This is a genomic window from Streptococcus cristatus, assembly GCF_003943535.1.
GTDB lineage: Bacteria > Bacillota > Bacilli > Lactobacillales > Streptococcaceae > Streptococcus > Streptococcus cristatus_L.
Genome location: NZ_RJPU01000002.1, coordinates 439500 through 457689 on the forward strand (window position 1 = coordinate 439500; position 18190 = coordinate 457689).

Genomic DNA, 18190 nt, shown 5'->3' on the forward strand with positions numbered 1-18190 from the left:
TTTCGATTATAATCAGCGGATTGCGCCGTCATACTAAATTAGGAAAGGAAAACTTTCCATAGAACAAAATAGTATAAAATGCTTAAAGTTTTCTTATAGACAGAGAATAGCCTGCATTTCTTAAAATTATTTGCTCCAAAGAAAATCAATCAATAATCTATCGACTTCTGGATTTTCATGTAGCTGGCTATGCTGAGCCAGAGGACCAGTCACTCTTTTTTCCTGATAGGACTTGGCATTGTCAATTACAAGATACTTGAGACTGCGAGAAGAAACGTTTAAGACGGAACCATCTGATTGATTTTTAAAATCTCCATAGATATTAAGCACATCCACTTGATCTTGCGGATAAATTTCGCGCAAGCCCAGAAGTTTTTGATAGCTATCACTCATGGCGCTAGGTTCCCCTGTTTTGGAATCTAGAATGGTCAAATTAGCTGGCAAATCCATGCCCTCCAAACCATTGACATGATTGGCAATATTTACCTGCTTTTGTAGTTGTGGAAGTTCTTCATTTTGAGCGTGCTTCAATAGGTAAAATAAAATAGACATATTTCCCATAGAATGTGCAACAAAATTCATCTTTTTAAAGCCATACCTTGCTTGCAACTCTCTAACAACTGCTGCCGCATACTCTCCATCCTGAACATAGTTGGCATTTCGATTGTCCTCGAACTCAACCATAACAATTGGATTAACAGCATTTTTCGGAATATCTCCTTTAAGAGTTACTTGAGCGTGACGATCAACTGTAGCTGTGATGATGGTTTGAGTAACTCCAGCTTTTCTGGCCGCTTCTGCCATATGCTTTTCAGCATTAGCACTCGATCCATAACCGTGGAAAAACAAGGTAGGTGTGCTTGACTGAATATAGTCTCTACTATTTAATCCTTTGGTTTGCCGATTGTAGATTAGAAATAAACTAACAAGAGCAATGAACAGAAAAGTTGAGAGTGCTATGATGGACCGTTTACTCATTTTCCACCTCCTATCTTGTATGGATCGTATTATAACATTTCTAATAGCCTTAAACAACTAAAGAAAACAGTGTTCTATTTAAAAAGAATTAACGAGAATTCAATATGTGTTAAATCGAATATATTTTGTTTTTATTCGTATTAACTTGAATAAAAAATCATCGCGCCGAGAACTATCATGTTATTCAATTTTATCGTCATACCTTCTCTTATAAAGCCTTTTGGCTTTTTGCGTGTACTGCCTGATGAAATCAGTTTTAGCTTCTGTATAGGCATCACGATTGTGCTCGTACTTTTTCCATAAGGTTAATTTTAACTTCTCGTAGTCCTTAGCGACAGCTGGATGATCTTTCAGATAGTCTCGGAAATAGAGTTCATCATTGTCTCCGTAGTAGCGCAAATGCAAGTGAAAAACGCGTTCAGCAAAACCTTGCAGTGTATAGCCCTTGTTAAAAGACATGCGGGCTTCTGACTCTGACATAAGCAAGTAACCATGCTCCAGCAATTTTCTCTTGATGCTCCCCATATCTTCACTTCGAGGAATTTCTAAAAGAATATCAATAATCGGCTTAGCCCATATCTCCTCAATAGATGTGGAGCCAATATGATGCATTTCATACAACTGATTTACTGGCAAAAAACTTTGTATTCTTCTGCTTTCCTCCTTATACCAAGCTGCCCAATCCTTATTGTGCTCCTCTAAGAAAATCGGGAACAACTGCCATAATTCTTCTAAAGACATATCTTCTAATTTTTTGGACATGTGCCTTCTCCTTTCTTTATAGAAAATAAGAATCAAAGTAAAGACTGGGAATCCTATCCCAGCCTCAGTTTTTATTACCAATAAAGCAAGCCATAAGTCAGTAAAACGCTGATCATGCTAAAGAGCGAGCCAATCAGGTAGTATTCAGCAAAGGACTGGCTTTCTGAAATCTTATTATAGCGGGCAATAGACTTAGCCGTAAAGACTAGCCCAATGGCAGTAAACTGCCCGAAAATAAGAGAAAGTCCCATAATCAAGCGCTCCAAAATCCCAATCATGGCACCAGCCCCCGCAATAGTCTCCCCACTGTCTTCTCCTGCCTGATACTTACTGAAGAAGAGTTTAAAGAGGATATTAATTGGCTTACCAGTAAGTACGAAGAAAAAGAGAGCCTGCAGCATGAGATAACGCTCAGACAGCCAATTAGGAACTGGAATTTGCTGCTGCCCTAAGAGAAAATAAAGAGCAAAAATACTAATCAGATGCAAGATCTGATCCAGTATAAAGGCAAGCTTTTGAGCATGATGCCGGACAATCGATGAATTCAGCCTATACTTCAAGAAGTCAATAAGTGCATGACTGAGCCAGACCAAGCCGAAATATAGCAGATACTTAGGTAGGATGAGCCCCAAGAGCAATAAGGGCAGCAGAACAACTCCCAAGTGGAGAATCAAAAAATTCAACCGCTGGCTTTTAAGGTCGGCCAATTTCTGACTTTGAAGCTGAAAATCAGCTAGTACATGAGCCAGCAAAGTCAGTACAAGAATCGGATTCTGCATGAAAAATTCTGAAAATCCCATAAAATTTGTCATTGTTCAGCCTCCTTTGCTGCCTGTAGAATCATTCTCATAGCTAAACGGCGATTTCTCAGATAGATCTTCAGACCAGACGACTTGAGTCGCTTACTAAGCGCACTGGGACTAATCTGCAACAGCTCTGCTATTTCTCCATGAGAAAAATTTTCATCATAGATATATTCCATGAGCATCCGCTCGAGTACTTCTCTCTGGCTAGCATTCCACTTGCTCTGGATAAAGGACGCAGCTGCCAGCACTGTATTTACCGCCTGACTGAGCTCTTCATCTCCTAAGGATACAGCGATGCGGCTGCTGCCATAATCATTTTTCTCATGGACTGCGTTAATAGCTGCGCGTGCCCTCCAGTAGGCCGGACCGTCCGCACCAATACTCTGCTCCCGATTGATATCCGTCACAATCTCTCCCAGACCAAGTCCAAAGCGAATCGGATGAGGAAAGCCCAAGGCAATCTGATCAAGGAGCTGCATGATCTCTGGATTAGGCCGTAGCAAAGCTTGGAACTCATCTCCAGTCGTTACCGTGAAAGGTGACACCAGACAATCCCGATAATCCTGATTTAGCACCGCCATCATGTCCTGCAGGTCCTTCTGCGCCTGCTTACGATTTTTCAGCTGTTTGGATTCTATTAAATCTCCAATAAGAGCAATATAAAGCATACCAAACCTCCTTTAAGTCCATTATAAAGGAAAATTTTAAAAATGTCTATTTAAACGGCAACTTTTTAGAATATCCATTGTAAAGGAAAGACTATTTTTTCTTTTTAGGTACTGGTAAGGCAGGGTAGGCTGCTTCAATCAGATTACAGAGAAAGGCAGCATCTTCTACTTCTTCTATACGAAGCATCGGCTTTGCGCCTGGATAAGGAGTTTCATAGACTGGATTTTCCAAAAGATCGAGAGCTGGCTGGACTGACTTGAGAAGCAAGCGATTGTCATAAATCCCGCCGAATAAGCGACCCCGATAATAAAGCAAATACTCTCCCATCATCTTGCGAAAGCTAATTTCTTGGCCTAAGCCCTGCAGCTGCTTCAGAATAAAATCCAAATATTCTTGACTAGATGCCATCGAAACACCTCCATGAATTGATACTTTATTATACCAAAAATGGATGAAGATTTCCTGACTAAGAGATCAACTCATCTCCTTCCATCCTTAGTCTGTCTATTCTCAAGTAAGCAAAAAAGCTAGACTTTACAAGTCCAACTTTTTTGCTTATTTTTTTAAAAGTCCTTCCTTGACCAGAAAGTCACGCGCGACATTTTCGGCCTTTTTACCTTCAATGCCAACTTGATAATTCATCTGACTCATCTGGCTTTCCGTGATTTTGCCAGCCAGCTTATTGAGAATACCTTCCAATTCAGGGTGTTTTTCTAGCAATTCAGCCCTCAGGAGAGGCGCCCCTTGATAAGGAGGGAAAAGATGTTTATCGTCTTCTAAAACTTGTAAATCATAACGCGCAAGTTCTGCATCAGTCGAGTAGGCATCCGTGATTTGAATATCACCCGACTGGATAGCTTGGTAGCGAAGGGCTGGCTCCATGGTCGCTACATTAAGATTAAGGCCATATAGAGATTGCAAACCCTTGTTTCCATCTTCACGGTCGTTAAATTCTAGGGTAAAGCCCGCTTTGAGTTTATCCTGAACCGCCTTAAGGTCAGAAATTGTTTTAAGATTATATTCTTTGGCGATAGTCTTTGGAACTGCAATTGCATAGGTATTCTGATAGGCCATGTGATTGAGCAAGACTAGATTGTCCTGTTTTTTGATTCCATCACGTGCTACTTCAAAAACTTCTTCAGCATCATTGCTGACCTTTGGAGCAGGGTGCAAGAGGGTTCCGGTAATCGTCCCAGTAAACTCAGGATAGATATCAATATCGCCCTTTTTCAGGGCTTGATAAAGGAAGTCTGTCTTCCCAAAATTAGGTTTGACTGTCACAGTCATATCCGTATTTTCCTCGATGAGGAGTTTATACATGTTCATAAGAATTTCTGGCTCTGGCCCCAATTTCCCAGCAATAACCAGACGATCCTTCTCCTGCTTGGGAAGCAGACTCGGTGTGTAAGACGCGCCGAGTCCGAGTATTAAGACAGCAAAAGCTGTAAATACAGTCCGAAGCTTAGCCTTTTCCATCCATTTAAGGAGACTGTTGAAAAGAATAGCTAAAACTGCAGATGAAATTGCTCCAATCAAGATTAGACTGGCATTGCGACGGTCAATTCCTAGAAGGATAAAAGAACCTAATCCACCAGCTCCGACAAGGGCTGCTAGAGTTGCTGTTCCGATAATCATAACTGTTGCCGTCCGAACTCCTGAAACGATGACAGGCATAGCTAGAGGCAGTTCAAACTTTTTGAGTCGTTCCCACTTGGTCATCCCAAAGGCGATTCCAGCTTCTTCTAAACTAGGATCAATCCCATTCAAAGCCGTGACAGTATTTTCTAAAATCGGGAAAATAGCATAAATCACCAGAGCAGTCAGTGCTGGCAGTGTACCAATCCCCATGAGAGGGATAAAGAGTCCCAGCAAGGCCATTGAAGGAATGGTTTGAAAGATTCCCGCAATTTGCAGCACCCAATTGGCTACTTTTTTATGACTATGTAGATAGATAGCGAGCGGAATGGTCAGTAAGATAGCCACTAGTAAGGTCAGAAGAGACAGCTGGAGGTGTTGCCCTAAGGCTGCCAACCATTCGCCAAAGCGCTCCTGAAAGGTAGAAATCAAATTAGCCATGTTGCACACCTCCAAACAAATCTGCTATGAAGCTGGTTGCAGGTGCAGATAAGATTTCCTCAGGTGCCGCCACTTGACGAATCTCCCCGTCCTGCAGAACAGCAATCCGATTCCCCAACTTTAAAGCCTCATCCGTGTCATGGGTCACAAAGATTGTTGTCATCCCAAACTGGTCATGGATACTCTTGGTCAAGCTCTGCAATTGCTTACGCGAGATGGCATCAAGAGCAGAAAAAGGCTCGTCCATCAGCAGGATTTTGGGTTGGGCGATAATGGCACGGACAATGCCCACCCGCTGCTGTTCCCCACCTGACAACTCACTCGGTAGTCGATGAGCATAGTCAGCTGCTGGCAAGCCTACTAGCTCCAGCAATTCATCAGTCTTCTGCTGAATATCTGCCTTGCTCCAACCTTTCATCTCAGGAATGAGAGCGATATTTTCTGCCACTGTTAGATTGGGAAAGAGGGCAATTGCTTGTAAGACATAGCCAGTAGAAAGACGCAGCTCACGCTCATCATAATCCTTAATCCGCTTATCATCCATATAGATATTGCCATCTGTTGGCTCTAAAAGACGGTTGATCATCTTGAGCATGGTTGTCTTACCGGACCCAGAAGGACCCACCAAAACCATAAATTCACCATCCTCAATCTGTAGGTTGACATCTCTCAAGACATCCTTTTCTGTATAGCGTAGCGCTACATTTTTATATTCAATCATTTCTTCTCCTTATTTATTACGATAACCTTGCCAAAAGACTGACTACTTTCCAGATAAGCATGAGCGTCCTGGATTTGCTCAATAGAAAGTACTTTTTCAGGTCGTACGTCTACCTGATAACGCTCCACAAAATCCACCAAAGCTTGTAGCTTGCTTTGAGAAACATTTCCAGAAGCAAAGGTAGTCAAGTAGAGATTGCGGTAAAGCAGTTCAATAGGGTCAAAGTCTGGAATGGTCCACTGACCGCCCAGCAAGCCACAAGAACAGATCATACCACCATCTGCCGTACGAGCAAATGTATCGAGAATAGCACTCGGACCGACAAGATCTAGGACCTTGTCAAACTGCTCTTCCGTTTGCAAAACGCCATCCTTATCCAAAATCACCTGGTCAAATCCTGCCTCTTTTAGTTGCTTTTCCTTGCCCAGACTACGGCTACTTCCCGCTAAATAGACATTTGGAAATTGCCCTTTGAGAAGCTTTGCAAAAGCAATCCCAACACCACTAGTCGCCGCCCGAACCAGAACTCGGTCTCCCTCCTCAATCTTGAGATTGAGATAAGAGCCAAATGCCGTGTAGTAGGTTTCAGGCAGAGCGATTAAACTTTCCAAAGCAAGCTTTGTCCTCACAGGATAAACCTGTTCATCCGGTAGCAAAACATACTCAGCATAACCACCATCAAAAGCACGCCCCATTTCTCCCATGATGGAAATGATTTGCTGCCCGACCTGCAAATCGGGACGATTGGTCTCCTCTACAAGTCCCACACATTCAATTCCTAAAATCCGTGGAAATTGAACGGAGAGCGATAGTCCTTGACGAGTAAAGATCTCGCTATGGTTGATTCCAAATCCTTGTACCTTGACCAAGGTCCAACCTTCTTTAACAGTCGGTTTTGGAACTTCCACAACCTGCAGAACTTCTGGTCCTCCGGCTTCCTTAACAAGCACAGCTTTCATCTTAGTATCTCCTTTTAAAACTTCCCTCGATTGGTCAAGTCTTCTACCTTAGGCATGACTTCTTTATTGTCCCAATGCTCCACAATCAAGCCATTCTCCAAACGGAAGATGTCATACTGAGCATAAGCAACCCCATCGATCTGAGTCTGCCCATAGCTGACCACATAGTTTCCTTGTCCCAAAAGCTGGAAAACAAAGTCAAAAGAAACCCCGTGCTCAGCTACATAGTCTTTATAAGCCTGACTTCCTTGTCCAATCTCATGATTATGCTGAATCAAATCGTCCGCCACATAATCACTCCATTGCTCTAGCTCCCCATTTTGAAAGATTTCTGTCAAGAAACGACGAACTGTTTTTTTATTAGCCACTGTCTGCTCGAGGTCTGTCACTTCAAAATCCCCAAAAATCTGGTCTAACTGTCCATTTTCGGGAGCGCGATAGTAGTCAATGACATCCCAATGTTCCACGATGCGTCCAGTCTCATCCGCACGGAAAGTATCCGTCGTCACCCATTGAGCTTCCTCGCCATTGAGATATTGGTGAACATGGACGAAGACTAGATTGCCGTCTTCAATGGTGCGAACAATCTTCATCTCACGCTCGGGATAGCGCTCAAAGAAATTTGCAAAGAAAGCTGCAAAACCTTCTTTCCCATCTGGCACTCCTGTCGAGTGTTGAATGTAGGTGTCCCCTACTGACTTAGCTTGAGCCTCGGCAACACGTCCGTCTTGAATGGCGTGAATGTATAGATTATGTGCATTTTCAACTTGTTTTGACATGATTTAAGCTTCTTTTTCTTTTAAATTTGTTAAGATGCGTTCCTGATAACTTTCAAACTGACGAATTTCTTCCTCAGAGAAGCCTTTGTAAAAAATCGCATCCAACTTTTGACTGACACGATGGCCAACTTCTTTCTGGGACCAACCTTGCTCCGTCAACTTGACATATTTTTTTCGCTTGTCTATTCCACATGGACTGATGGTGATCAGATTTTGCTCCTCAAGCTTCTTAATCATGGTTGTTAGCGTATTATTAGCCAGTCCTGTCGCCAGCGTAATGTCTGTCGCCGTAGCGCAACCTGTCTCACTATTCCATAAAACTGTGAGAATCTTGCCCTGCTCACTCCGATAAAGAGCCTCAGGATCCTGACTCAGTAACTTTTGAAAAATCCGCCCATTCAACAAACGAATATGATGGGCAACTAAATGACTATCTTTCATAAAACCTCCAATTTATTTCTATATCGAATTGTTTTTCATTTATTGTAACACCCGATGTTACACTTGTCAAGAATTTTGTTCTATTTAGAAATAATTTTAAATTGGATAAAGATCTTTAAACTCAAAGTTCAAAACAAAAAGCCCAGTGTAAAGAGGAAATCCCTCTCCCACACTGAGCTTATTTTTATCTTAGTAATATTCGCCCTGACGGTAATCCCATGAGTTAAAGGTATCGGACAGGTGCATCATGATTTTGTCGATGTCCAAGCCTTTGCGGATGACCACTGGTGCTGGTGAGATGGAACGTTGCCCACCTTGTTCTGGAATCAGTTTTCCATCTTTATCCACCATAGAGACCATAACGCCTTGCTCGTAGCGAGTTTCAATGGTCTTGTCTGGCTGGATAGAGGCTACATAGTCATCTGCTTCAATAACCAAATCAACAGCATTTTCGATGCGCTCTCCAATTCCTTCTACCTTGCCGCGGTTTCCTTTACCGGATGGGTTGGCTGAGGAAGCATAAACCATCTTGCCTTCTTCCCAAAGCTTAGCTGCCAGCTGTTCGCCCGCCTTACCAAACTTAATAACAAAACAGCTAGTGCCACGAACATCTGTCATCAGCTCTTCCCGACCGTCACCATAGGCTTTGAGCTTTTCAAAAGCTTCTGGCTTCCATGGAAGGATACAACCCAAGAGGATATCTTCATCCCAATGCTTTTGATAAAAAGCTTCAATTTCCGGATTTAGCTGCGCTAAAGCACGAAGCTCATCCATACTGCCACAGAGGACAACACCTGGCTTATTACGGTTACGGGCCTTAGCTTCGAACTTACGCTCCAAACCTGCCTTATCACTAGTCATAATGATGTAACCCACCTTGGTCGGGCAAACGATACAGCCGCCATCGCCTTTCAAGATGTCATAACCTTCTTGTGAAAGAGTTCCGTTCCATTGAATGTGTTTTGTCATAAGTTTCTTCCTTTTCTATTAAATTAAGATTTATTTTACCATATATTTTTATCGGAGACAAGGTTTTTTCAGAATTTTCTCAATATAGCAAAAATAAGGTTACTGCCAATAAGATGGACGATTTTTTTCATATTCTGTAATCAAATCCTCATACTGGAGTGTAATACCGATGTCATCCAGACCGTTGAGGAGCTTGTGCTTCCATTCTCCATCAATGTCAAAGGAGAATTCTCCCACTGGTGAAAAAATCTTCTGCTGCTCCAAATCCACCGTCACTTGATCCGTCGGCTTCAGATTAGCCAAGGCTTGCCGCACTTCAAGAGGCTGGACGATAGGCAGCATACCGTTATTTAGCTCGTTATTGTAGTGAATATCCCCGAAAGATCCAGCAATAACTACCTTAAAGCCATAGTCAGCCAAGGCCCAGGCAGCATGCTCCCGAGAGGAACCAGCCCCGAAATTATCCCCTGTAATCAAAATAGTCGCCTTGCGGTACTCCGGTCTGTTAAAAACGAAATCAGGATCTTCGGTGTACCGATTGTCCAGATAGCGCCATGCGTACATGAGGTACTTACCAAAGCCTTTTTTATCAATCAACTTGAGAAACTGCTTGGGCAAAATTTGGTCCGTATCGATATTATCGTTCATGAGAGGGACTGTTGTCCCCGTGTAGATTGTAAATTTTTCCATAAAACTTCCTTACTGGACCTCCGGTAGTTGGCGTACGTCTACGAAGTGCCCGGCAATAGCTGCCGCTGCTGCCATGGCAGGACTGCAAAGATGGGTTTTAGCACCAAATCCCTGACGATCCTCAAAATTCCGATTACTGGTCGAGGCACAGTGAACTCCGTCTGGCACCTTGTCTGGATTCATTCCCAGGCACATGGAACAGCCCGGATCGCGCCACTCAAAGCCTGCATCCATGAAAATCTTATCCAGTCCCATCTTTTCAGCAGCCCGCTTAACCGGACGAGAGCCTGGTACGACGATGGCTGTCAGGTTGGGAGCAATGTGCTTACCAGCGACGAACTTAGCTGCCAGCTGCAAATCGCTGAGTCTGGCATTGGTACAGGATCCGATAAAGATATAACCTAGGTCAATATCTTCTGCTTTCTTACCCGGTGAGAGATTCATATAATTGTAGGCCCGCTCGTCGTTCATGTCACGGATTTCTGGGAAAGCCGCGCCAAACTCTACTCCCATAGAAGGATTGGTCCCCCAAGTCACCATAGGTGCCAGCTGGGAGACATCCATCTCAATGACCTTATCATAGACAGCATCAGGATCACTGACCAGAGTCTTCCAATCGGCTACCGCCGCATCAAAATCCTTGGGAGCGCCCGGCCGCCCTTTAACGTAATCATAAGTCTTCTGATCAGGATTCATAATGCCCATCTTGGAGCCAAACTCTATGGACATATTGCAGATGGTCATGCGCTCTTCCATGGTCAAATGATCAATGGCATCACCGGCATACTCAACCACATAGCCAACACCTGCAGCTACACCGTATTTGGCAATCAAAGCGAGGATGAAGTCCTTGGAATAAACACCTTTAGGTGGCACTCCGGTAAATTTGACCAGCATTTTCTTGGGTTTGACTTGCCAAATGGTCTGCGTGGCAAAGACGTGCTCCACCTCTGAAGTACCAATTCCAAAAGCAATAGCTCCAAAAGCTCCGTGAGTAGCCGTGTGACTATCGCCACAGACGATAAATTTGCCCGGCTGAGTCTTGCCCGTTTCTGGCCCAACCATATGAACAATCCCCTGCAGTTCTGATCCGTGAGCCGCATGCTCGATGCCAAAATCCTTGACATTCTCAGAAAGTTTATCAATCTGAGCCTTGGAAATCACATCCCGAATATCATAGATATTGACCGTAGGAACATTATGGTCAAAAGTTCCAAAAGTTAAGTCCGGTCGTCTAACCTTGCGGCCCGCATCTCGAAGTCCTTGAAAAGCCTGAGGGCTGGTTACTTCATGAATATAATGCTGATCCACATACATAAGCTGGGGTTGACCTTCTTGGCCTGTTATTACGTGTCTTTCCCAAATCTTATCAAAAATTGATTTTCCAGCCATACTAGCTTCTCCATGTGTAATACAAAATTCCGATTTCCACTATTATTCCGCAAATCCAAGCCAACCAGAAATACCATTTTCTGGTCTTGTGGTGAAAGAGGCGACCGCCTAATAAAGCGCCCAAACCTCCGGCTGCCAATGCTGACAAGAGCAAGGTCTTCTCCGGAATGCGGTAGTGATTTTTCTTAGCCTTTCGCTTATCCCAGCCATAAAGCAGGAAAACGATAAGGTTCCATAGCAGGCAAATACCTGTTAATATCCATTTCATAAGTTATTGATAATGGCCTCCGTCATTTGAGCTGTCCCCGCCTGACCACCCAGATCTCGGGTTAAAATCCCTTGAGTCAAAGTCTTTTCAACCGCTGCTTCAATCGCCTCTGCAGCTTCAAGCTCTGCAAAACTATCCCGCAGCATCATGGCTACAGAAAGGATCATACTGATAGGGTTGGCAATGCCTTTCCCTGCAATATCTGGAGCAGAACCATGGATGGGCTCATAAAGACTTGGTCCAGCCGCCGAATGACTGGCCGATGGCATAACTCCCAGCGTCCCTGACAAGACACTGGACTCGTCTGAAAGAATATCCCCAAAGAGATTTTCTGTTACCACAACATCAAACTTAGCAGGATTGGTGATCATGAGCATCGCAGCGCTGTCCACCAGCTGGTGCTCCAAGGTCACATCTGGATAATCCTTGACCACCTCATCTGCTACTCTGCGCCAGAGTTTGGATGTCGCTAGCACATTTTGCTTGTCAATACTGGTCACGCGCTTTCTGCGACCACGCGCAATGTCAAAGGCCTTACGGACAATCCGCTCTACCTCTTCATAGCTGTAGTCGTTAATATCACGCGCGGTTCTATTCTCCAAAATATGCTCACCAAAGTAAATCCCACCCGTCAGCTCGCGCACGACCACGAAATCCACACCAGCAATTCTTTCAGCCTTCAAAGGCGACAAATGCTTAAGTGCATCGAAAATCTTAACTGGACGGATATTAGCATAGAGCTTAAGTTCCTTGCGAAGAGCGAGCAAACCTTGCTCAGGACGAACTGGAGCATTATCATACTGGGGACTGCCAATAGCTGCTAAGAGAATAGCATCCGCCTCCTTGGCCGCTGCCAGAGTTGACTGAGGCAGAGGATGACCTTCCGCATCAATACCAGCACCTCCAAAAGCTTTCTCCGTGATATGATAAGTAAAACCCAACTTGTCCGAAACAGCAGCCAGCACTTGGAGACCAGCCTCCATGATTTCTGGGCCGATACCGTCACCCGCCAGAGCTACAATTTCTTTTGTCATAGTCGCTTCCTTCTAATTATTTGCAGGCAGATCGTGGTAGGATACCTGACGGCCGATTTCACCAGCATTTTCCTTTTGCACAAAGGTATTGGCATGGATATAGGCAATGGCGCTGGCCTTAAGAACATCAAAGTCAATACCAGAGGAGTTGAAAATCGTATCTGTGTCCGTATTTTCAACGGCTACCAAAACACGAGCCTGAGAGTCAATTCCGTCCGTCACGGCCTCAATATTATATGCTAAAAGTTGAACTGACTGGTTAAAGAATTGGTCAATGGCATTAAAGATAGCTTCGACACTTCCCTTGCCTTCTGCCACACAGTTGACTGTCTCGCCGTCGCCATTAACCAGCTGCACATCTGCTGTGATGGTATGATCGTCATTGGTCGTCAGCTGCAGATCATTAAAGTGGAAGCCTTCTGGATTTTCAACTGTCGTTCCAGCGATCAAAGCCCGAATGTCAGCGTCCGTGACTTCGTTTTTCTTATCCGCCAAGACTTTAAACTTAGCAAAGAGCTCATTAATTTCAGATTCTTCAAAGTCCAGAGATAGTTCTCTAAGCTTTTCAACAAAGGCGTGGCGGCCAGACAGCTTGCCAAGCGGAAGTGAATTGCTCTTGACTCCAACCAGCTCTGGTGTGATGATTTCATAGGTCAGTGGATTCTTAAGAACGCCATCCTGATGGATACCAGACTCATGAGAGAAGGCGTTGCCACCAACAACCGCCTTGTTCTTAGGCACTGGAATACCTGAGAAGCGGGACACCAACTCAGAAGTGTTGATGGTTTCATTAAGAACAATATCTGTTTCAACTTGATAATAGTCCTTGCGAATTTCCAAAGCAACTGCTACTTCTTCTAGCGCAGCATTACCAGCACGCTCACCAATACCGTTAATAGTGCCTTCCACCCGTCTAGCTCCGTATTTGACCGCAGACAGGCTGTTAGCTACCGCCATTCCCAAATCATCGTGACAGTGAGGACTATAGATAATCTCACGATCTGTTTGGACATTGTCAATCAGATGCTTGAAGATATTGCCAAACTCTTCTGGCGTAGTAAAGCCGACTGTGTCTGGAATGTTGATGTAGCTAGCACCTGCATCAACTGCTGTCTGGACAACTTGAAGCAGGAAGTCCAGCTCTGTCCGTGTTGCGTCCTCAGGTGAAAACTCGACAATCTCAAACTTGGAGCGAGCATAGGAAACGTGCTCCTTAATGGCTTCTAAAATCTCTTCCTTGGACTTTTTCAGCTTGAACTCTCTATGAATGGGGCTGGTCGCAATGAAAACGTGAATCTGCGGATGTTTGGCATCCTTGAGTGCCTCGTAGCAGGCGTCGATGTCCGATTTAACCGAACGCGCCAAACCAGTGACAGAAGCTTTAGTGATGACTTTAGCAATCTCTTGCACTGCCGCAAATGAATCTGGACTAGCAGCTGGGAAACCAGCTTCAATAGCAGAAATTCCCCATTTTTCTAGTTGCTTAGCAATGGCAACCTTTTCCTTAATAGAGAAATTCACTCCCGGTGTCTGCTCACCGTCCCGAAGGCTGGTATCAAGAAACTCAACTTTTTGCATAGACTTTCCTCTTTCTTTATCGTTTAAAATAGCTATAAAAATCAATGAGAGATACAACTATGAAATTATCTTTTCGCAGTATATCCTAGCAAAGATTTTCGTGAAGAATAAAATAAAAACATCTCGCTGGAAACCAAGCGAGATGTTGATTTACTCCCGCTTGGTAAGCCAAACAGGACTAATGCTTTCGCACTAGCCCGAGTAACGCAACAACAAAGCAAAGTTTGAAAATTGAGTTGACTTCATGTTTGACTGACTCCTTTTGAAATGTTATTGATTAGTATTTTAGCACAGTATCATTCGGCTGTCAACAGATAATTCGATATTTTCTGAAAATTTTTAATATGCTGGATTATTTTGTGTCCTTATTACTATAAATGCGAAAAAGAAAAAGAAGCAGGCCAGCTCCTCCTTCTAGTATTATATTATTTCTCTCATTTCTCTTCTTTTAACAATTTACTAATCAGGCTTCTTCTTTCCTAAGCCATTTCGTCTTTATCTTCGTACATACTGAACCAAGTGGAACATCATGAAAGTAAATAGAATTCCTGCAACGATCCAAATGGTTCGTAAGGCATAAAATTGGAGCAGATAAGTCGAAATAATGGCTCCTATGACAAAGCTTCCTAACAAAGCAACAAAGAAAACACCCTCTTTCAAGTATGGTTTTTCCTGCGTTCGCACAAAATTTCCAAAAGCCACCATCGTTTTCTTGATATTTCCTGTCATAAAGGAATTATTGTAGACTATACCATCTACTTCGCCAAAAGCTGTCGCAACGACTCCCATACAGAAAGCAATCGGAGGAACAATTAGCATATTTGGCACAGTACTTGGCATAAAACCTACCAGAGTACAGATGAGCACCATTGGTGAAATGCTACTTACTCGCCATATTGACTGCTCAAAAAAGGGGCGGAAAATTGTTATCAGAAAAATCCCCAGCATAAATGCTAGCATGGTAGCCAGTTTGACTTCAATCTCTCCAGTCTTGTGATGAATCAGCTCAACGGACAAAAAGACGACGTTTCCTGTCTGGCCCGCAACCAATGTACCCCCGCGCTCCATGAAAGTGTAAGCATCCACGAAACCTGCGCAAAAAGTCAGCAGACAGGCAAAAAACTTTGATCGAGAATGGAATTCCCTTTTGACGAACTTTCTCATAATTTACCCAAAAAGTCCAGTGTAACACCAGACTTCCTTTCTATCCTTCTCTAGCTTCCTCCAAAATCTTTTCAATCTTGGTGGTAATCAAATCAATCGCCACTTTATTAGAAGCGCCCTCTGGAATGATGACATCCGCATAGCGCTTGGTTGGCTCGATAAACTGATGGTACATAGGCTTTACGACACCCAGATACTGCTCAATGACACTATCCAAACTGCGTCCGCGCTCTTCCATGTCCCGCTTAATCCGACGAATAATCCGCACATCATCATCAGTATCGACGAAAATCTTGATGTCCATCAAATCGCGGAGGCGTTGATCTTCCAAGACCAAAATTCCCTCTACAATGAAGACATCCTGCGGTTCCTGACGATAGGTTTTATTGCTGCGCGTGTGCTCCGTATAATCATAGGTCGGGATGTCCACTGGACGGCCAGCCAAAAGCTCCTTGATCTGCTCAATCATGAGGTCTGTATCAAAAGCAAAAGGATGGTCATAGTTGGTCTTAACCCGCTCCTCAAAAGTCAAATGAGACTGATCCTTGTAGTATGAATCATGCTCAATCATGGAAATCTTTTCATTAGGAAAATGATCTAAAATAGCCCGAGATACACTGGTTTTTCCCCCACCAGATCCACCTGTAACACCGATAATAATAGGTCTGTTTTGCATTGTTTTCTCCATTACTTGTTATCTTATCTATTTTACCTCAATTCATGATATAATGAAAGGGTGAATCAAGAAAAATTCAGGAAAATCATTTTAAAGGAGAAAGTATGTTACGACTCGGTATCATCGGTACAGGAAGCATTTCCCACGAGTTTATCAAAGCAGCTCAACTAAGTGGCGAGTATGAGTTTACAGCTGTTTATTCAAGAACCTTGAGTGCCGCAGAGCGTTTTGCGCAAGCTTATAAAAACGTCGCACTCTACACCGATATGATTGAATTCTTATCTGCCGACCTAGATGTGGTTTACATCGCCAGTCCCAATAGCTTCCACTTCAACCATGCCAAGGTAGCCATTTTGGCTCGAAAACATGTCATTGTTGAAAAGCCGGCTGTATCAAGGCCTGAAGAATGGCAAGAATTGGTCAAGCTGGCGGCTGAACATCAGGTTTATATCTTTGAGGCAGCCAGAAACTACCACGAAGCAGCTTTTACAGTCATTCAGAACTTTCTAAAGGACAAGAAAATCTGGGGAGCTAATTTCACCTATGCCAAATATTCCTCAAAGATGGAAGCCCTGCTGAGTGGACAAGAACCCAATGTTTTTTCTGCTAAATTCTCAGGCGGTGCTCTAATGGATTTGGGAGTCTATACGCTTTATGCAGCTGTCCGGCTGTTTGGTGCCCCACAAAGCGTCTGCTATACAGCACAACAACTACCAAATAGCGTTGATCTCAACGGTTCTGGAACTCTGATTTATCCTGATTTTCAGGTTCGTATCCAAGCTGGAAAAAATATTCATAGCCAGCTACCAGCTGAAATCTATACGGACCAAGGCACTCTGACCCTAGATGGTATCGAGTTTATCCGCTCTGCCATTTTCCAAAAGCTCAATGGAGAGACGGAAAGTCTAGCTATCCGCCAAGCAGAACACCAAATGCTGGAAGAGGCTCAGGCTTTTGCTCGTGTCCTTAAAGGAGGCCAGGAAGAACTTTATAGCGACTATCTGCAGGCTGCTGCTACTGTGCATGAGTGCATGTTTGCCATGAGAAAAGATGCTGGCATTAGATTTGAGGTTGACCATGATTAAAGAAACATTTCCAACAGTTTGGCAGGAACAGCTAAATCAGCTCGGTTTTGCTGAACTGACTGCTATCCAAGAAAAAATATTCGAGCCCATTTCTCAGGGACGGACGGTGCTAGGCATCAGTCCGACCGGTACGGGCAAGACATTGGCCTATCTCTTTCCTATTTTATTGAAGTTAAAGCCTAAAAAAGCGCAGCAGCTTTTAATTTTAGCTCCAAATACAGAGCTGGCGGGACAGATTTTTGATGTTTGTAAATCTTGGGCGGAGCCTTTGGGCTTGAGTAGTCAACTCCTCCTCTCTGGTAATAGTCAGAAAAGACAGATTGAGCGACTCAAGAAAGGTCCTGAGATACTGATCGGTACACCAGGTCGGATTTTTGAGCTCATTAAGCTCAAGAAAATTAAGATGATGAATGTTGACACTATTATTCTGGATGAATTTGACCAGCTTCTCAGTGATTCCCAGTATGCGTTTGTTGATAAGATTCTGCATTATGCACCGCGGGACCACCAGCTGATTTACATGAGTGCTACAGCTAAGTTTGACCAAGAGAAGATCGTCGAAAATACCTTGCGCATCAGCATTGACGACCAGACTTTGGACAATATCCAGCACTTCTATATGCAGGTGGAGAAACGTGATAAGGTTGAACTCTTGCGCAAACTATCCAATGTAGAAGAATTTCGTGGACTAGTTTTTTTCAACAGCTTGTCAGATTTGGGCAGCGCCGAAGAAAAGCTTCAGTACCGAGGAGCTAGTGTGGTCTCTCTAGCCAGCGATGTTAATGTAAAATTCCGCAAGGTCATTCTTGAGAAATTTAAAGATTACGATATCACGCTCTTGCTGGCGACTGACATAGTTGCGCGTGGCATTGATATTGATTCTCTAGAGTGCGTGGTTAACTACGAAGTGCCGCGCGATCTGGAAACCTACACCCACCGTTCTGGCCGAACAGGTCGCATGGGCAAGGAAGGCTATGTCATCACTTTCATCAGTCACCCAGAAGAACTAAAAGATCTCAAAAAATATGCCTCTGTCCGAGAAATCATCTTGAAAAAACAAGAACTGTATGTGTGTCCTTAAGCAAGAATTACGGTCATCAATATTTTTATTTGATGGTAGCAAAGCAAAAAGCATTGGAAATA

20 protein-coding genes are annotated in these 18190 nt (G+C 43.6%); 2 read left to right on the plus strand and 18 right to left on the minus strand.

Features of this window, described 5'->3' with window-relative positions:
* Positions 1 to 126: 126 nt before the first annotated feature.
* The 18 genes from D8790_RS05410 to udk form a co-directional block, all read right to left on the minus strand.
* Complete coding sequence (locus tag D8790_RS05410; RefSeq protein ID WP_125387857.1) at positions 127 to 978, minus strand: alpha/beta hydrolase; 852 nt, start codon at positions 976 to 978, stop codon at positions 127 to 129.
* A gap of 180 nt (positions 979 to 1158) precedes the next feature.
* Positions 1159 to 1740, minus strand: a complete 582-nt coding sequence (locus D8790_RS05415) for a GrpB family protein (protein ID WP_125387858.1) — start codon at positions 1738 to 1740, stop codon at positions 1159 to 1161.
* A 74-nt stretch (positions 1741 to 1814) separates the two neighbouring features.
* The gene (locus tag D8790_RS05420; protein WP_125387859.1) at positions 1815 to 2552 is read right to left on the minus strand and encodes a DUF3307 domain-containing protein; all 738 of its coding nucleotides are present in this window, start codon (positions 2550 to 2552) and stop codon (positions 1815 to 1817) included.
* Positions 2549 to 3214 (minus strand): SatD family protein, encoded by a 666-nt coding sequence (locus D8790_RS05425; RefSeq protein ID WP_125387860.1) that lies wholly within the window; start codon positions 3212 to 3214, stop codon positions 2549 to 2551. The genes D8790_RS05420 and D8790_RS05425 overlap by 4 nt, the downstream gene beginning before the upstream one ends.
* 91 nt (positions 3215 to 3305) lie before the next feature.
* Positions 3306 to 3623: a TfoX/Sxy family protein gene (locus D8790_RS05430; protein WP_125387861.1), complete on the minus strand. Its 318-nt coding sequence runs from the start codon at positions 3621 to 3623 to the stop codon at positions 3306 to 3308.
* 147 nt (positions 3624 to 3770) lie between these two features.
* Positions 3771 to 5291 carry an ABC transporter permease/substrate-binding protein gene (locus D8790_RS05435; protein ID WP_125387862.1) on the minus strand — a complete coding sequence of 507 codons (1521 nt, stop codon included), beginning with the start codon at positions 5289 to 5291 and terminating at the stop codon, positions 3771 to 3773.
* On the minus strand, positions 5284 to 6012 hold the full coding sequence (locus tag D8790_RS05440) for an ATP-binding cassette domain-containing protein (protein WP_125387863.1): 729 nt from the start codon (positions 6010 to 6012) through the stop codon (positions 5284 to 5286). The genes D8790_RS05435 and D8790_RS05440 overlap by 8 nt, the downstream gene beginning before the upstream one ends.
* Positions 6009 to 6971, minus strand: a complete 963-nt coding sequence (locus tag D8790_RS05445; RefSeq protein WP_125387864.1) for a zinc-binding dehydrogenase — start codon at positions 6969 to 6971, stop codon at positions 6009 to 6011. Before D8790_RS05445 ends, D8790_RS05440 begins: the two co-directional genes overlap by 4 nt.
* Positions 6972 to 6985: 14 nt before the next feature.
* The gene (locus D8790_RS05450; protein WP_125387865.1) at positions 6986 to 7750 is read right to left on the minus strand and encodes a nuclear transport factor 2 family protein; all 765 of its coding nucleotides are present in this window, start codon (positions 7748 to 7750) and stop codon (positions 6986 to 6988) included.
* Positions 7751 to 7753: 3 nt separating this feature from the next.
* A complete protein-coding gene (locus tag D8790_RS05455; protein ID WP_125387866.1) occupies positions 7754 to 8191 on the minus strand; it encodes a MarR family winged helix-turn-helix transcriptional regulator in 438 nt (145 codons plus the stop codon).
* 189 nt (positions 8192 to 8380) lie between these two features.
* Positions 8381 to 9160, minus strand: a complete 780-nt coding sequence (locus tag D8790_RS05460) for an L-threonylcarbamoyladenylate synthase (protein WP_005590290.1) — start codon at positions 9158 to 9160, stop codon at positions 8381 to 8383.
* A 99-nt stretch (positions 9161 to 9259) separates the two neighbouring features.
* Positions 9260 to 9850: a 3-isopropylmalate dehydratase small subunit gene (gene leuD / locus D8790_RS05465; RefSeq protein WP_125379510.1), complete on the minus strand. Its 591-nt coding sequence runs from the start codon at positions 9848 to 9850 to the stop codon at positions 9260 to 9262.
* Between the two features lie 9 nt (positions 9851 to 9859).
* On the minus strand, positions 9860 to 11242 hold the full coding sequence (gene leuC, locus D8790_RS05470) for a 3-isopropylmalate dehydratase large subunit (RefSeq protein ID WP_125387867.1): 1383 nt from the start codon (positions 11240 to 11242) through the stop codon (positions 9860 to 9862).
* A 1-nt stretch (position 11243) separates the two neighbouring features.
* Positions 11244 to 11510, minus strand: coding sequence for a DUF1294 domain-containing protein (locus D8790_RS05475; RefSeq protein ID WP_125387868.1), 267 nt, complete (start codon positions 11508 to 11510; stop codon positions 11244 to 11246).
* Positions 11507 to 12544, minus strand: a complete 1038-nt coding sequence (gene leuB, locus D8790_RS05480) for a 3-isopropylmalate dehydrogenase (RefSeq protein WP_125387869.1) — start codon at positions 12542 to 12544, stop codon at positions 11507 to 11509. Before leuB ends, D8790_RS05475 begins: the two co-directional genes overlap by 4 nt.
* Positions 12545 to 12556: 12 nt before the next feature.
* Positions 12557 to 14122, minus strand: coding sequence for a 2-isopropylmalate synthase (locus D8790_RS05485; RefSeq protein ID WP_125387870.1), 1566 nt, complete (start codon positions 14120 to 14122; stop codon positions 12557 to 12559).
* Between the two features lie 495 nt (positions 14123 to 14617).
* Entirely contained in the window at positions 14618 to 15286 is a 669-nt protein-coding gene (locus tag D8790_RS05490; protein WP_125387871.1) for a YoaK family protein, read from the minus strand.
* 40 nt (positions 15287 to 15326) lie between these two features.
* Positions 15327 to 15962 (minus strand): uridine kinase, encoded by a 636-nt coding sequence (udk, locus tag D8790_RS05495; RefSeq protein ID WP_005591973.1) that lies wholly within the window; start codon positions 15960 to 15962, stop codon positions 15327 to 15329.
* Positions 15963 to 16066: 104 nt separating this feature from the next.
* Between udk and D8790_RS05500 the strand changes: the two genes are divergently transcribed.
* Positions 16067 to 17047 (plus strand): Gfo/Idh/MocA family protein, encoded by a 981-nt coding sequence (locus tag D8790_RS05500; RefSeq protein WP_125387872.1) that lies wholly within the window; start codon positions 16067 to 16069, stop codon positions 17045 to 17047.
* Positions 17040 to 18128, plus strand: coding sequence for a DEAD/DEAH box helicase (locus tag D8790_RS05505; RefSeq protein ID WP_312023747.1), 1089 nt, complete (start codon positions 17040 to 17042; stop codon positions 18126 to 18128). The genes D8790_RS05500 and D8790_RS05505 overlap by 8 nt, the downstream gene beginning before the upstream one ends.
* Positions 18129 to 18190: the final 62 nt, after the last annotated feature.

What these genes read in the sequence shown, in the direction of transcription:
- D8790_RS05475 (WP_125387868.1), bottom strand. Translation starts at nt 11,510, where the DNA reads ATGAAATGGATATTAACAGGTATTTGCCTGCTATGGAACCTTATCGTT.
- leuB (WP_125387869.1), bottom strand. Translation starts at nt 12,544, where the DNA reads ATGACAAAAGAAATTGTAGCTCTGGCGGGTGACGGTATCGGCCCAGAA.
- D8790_RS05460 (WP_005590290.1), bottom strand. Translation starts at nt 9,160, where the DNA reads ATGACAAAACACATTCAATGGAACGGAACTCTTTCACAAGAAGGTTAT.
- leuC (WP_125387867.1), bottom strand. Translation starts at nt 11,242, where the DNA reads ATGGCTGGAAAATCAATTTTTGATAAGATTTGGGAAAGACACGTAATA.
- D8790_RS05450 (WP_125387865.1), bottom strand. Translation starts at nt 7,750, where the DNA reads ATGTCAAAACAAGTTGAAAATGCACATAATCTATACATTCACGCCATT.
- D8790_RS05420 (WP_125387859.1), bottom strand. Translation starts at nt 2,552, where the DNA reads ATGACAAATTTTATGGGATTTTCAGAATTTTTCATGCAGAATCCGATT.
- D8790_RS05440 (WP_125387863.1), bottom strand. Translation starts at nt 6,012, where the DNA reads ATGATTGAATATAAAAATGTAGCGCTACGCTATACAGAAAAGGATGTC.
- D8790_RS05435 (WP_125387862.1), bottom strand. Translation starts at nt 5,291, where the DNA reads ATGGCTAATTTGATTTCTACCTTTCAGGAGCGCTTTGGCGAATGGTTG.
- udk (WP_005591973.1), bottom strand. Translation starts at nt 15,962, where the DNA reads ATGCAAAACAGACCTATTATTATCGGTGTTACAGGTGGATCTGGTGGG.
- D8790_RS05485 (WP_125387870.1), bottom strand. Translation starts at nt 14,122, where the DNA reads ATGCAAAAAGTTGAGTTTCTTGATACCAGCCTTCGGGACGGTGAGCAG.
- D8790_RS05430 (WP_125387861.1), bottom strand. Translation starts at nt 3,623, where the DNA reads ATGGCATCTAGTCAAGAATATTTGGATTTTATTCTGAAGCAGCTGCAG.
- D8790_RS05500 (WP_125387872.1), top strand. Translation starts at nt 16,067, where the DNA reads ATGTTACGACTCGGTATCATCGGTACAGGAAGCATTTCCCACGAGTTT.
- D8790_RS05415 (WP_125387858.1), bottom strand. Translation starts at nt 1,740, where the DNA reads ATGTCCAAAAAATTAGAAGATATGTCTTTAGAAGAATTATGGCAGTTG.
- D8790_RS05490 (WP_125387871.1), bottom strand. Translation starts at nt 15,286, where the DNA reads ATGAGAAAGTTCGTCAAAAGGGAATTCCATTCTCGATCAAAGTTTTTT.
- leuD (WP_125379510.1), bottom strand. Translation starts at nt 9,850, where the DNA reads ATGGAAAAATTTACAATCTACACGGGGACAACAGTCCCTCTCATGAAC.
- D8790_RS05425 (WP_125387860.1), bottom strand. Translation starts at nt 3,214, where the DNA reads ATGCTTTATATTGCTCTTATTGGAGATTTAATAGAATCCAAACAGCTG.
- D8790_RS05455 (WP_125387866.1), bottom strand. Translation starts at nt 8,191, where the DNA reads ATGAAAGATAGTCATTTAGTTGCCCATCATATTCGTTTGTTGAATGGG.
- D8790_RS05410 (WP_125387857.1), bottom strand. Translation starts at nt 978, where the DNA reads ATGAGTAAACGGTCCATCATAGCACTCTCAACTTTTCTGTTCATTGCT.
- D8790_RS05505 (WP_312023747.1), top strand. Translation starts at nt 17,040, where the DNA reads ATGATTAAAGAAACATTTCCAACAGTTTGGCAGGAACAGCTAAATCAG.
- D8790_RS05445 (WP_125387864.1), bottom strand. Translation starts at nt 6,971, where the DNA reads ATGAAAGCTGTGCTTGTTAAGGAAGCCGGAGGACCAGAAGTTCTGCAG.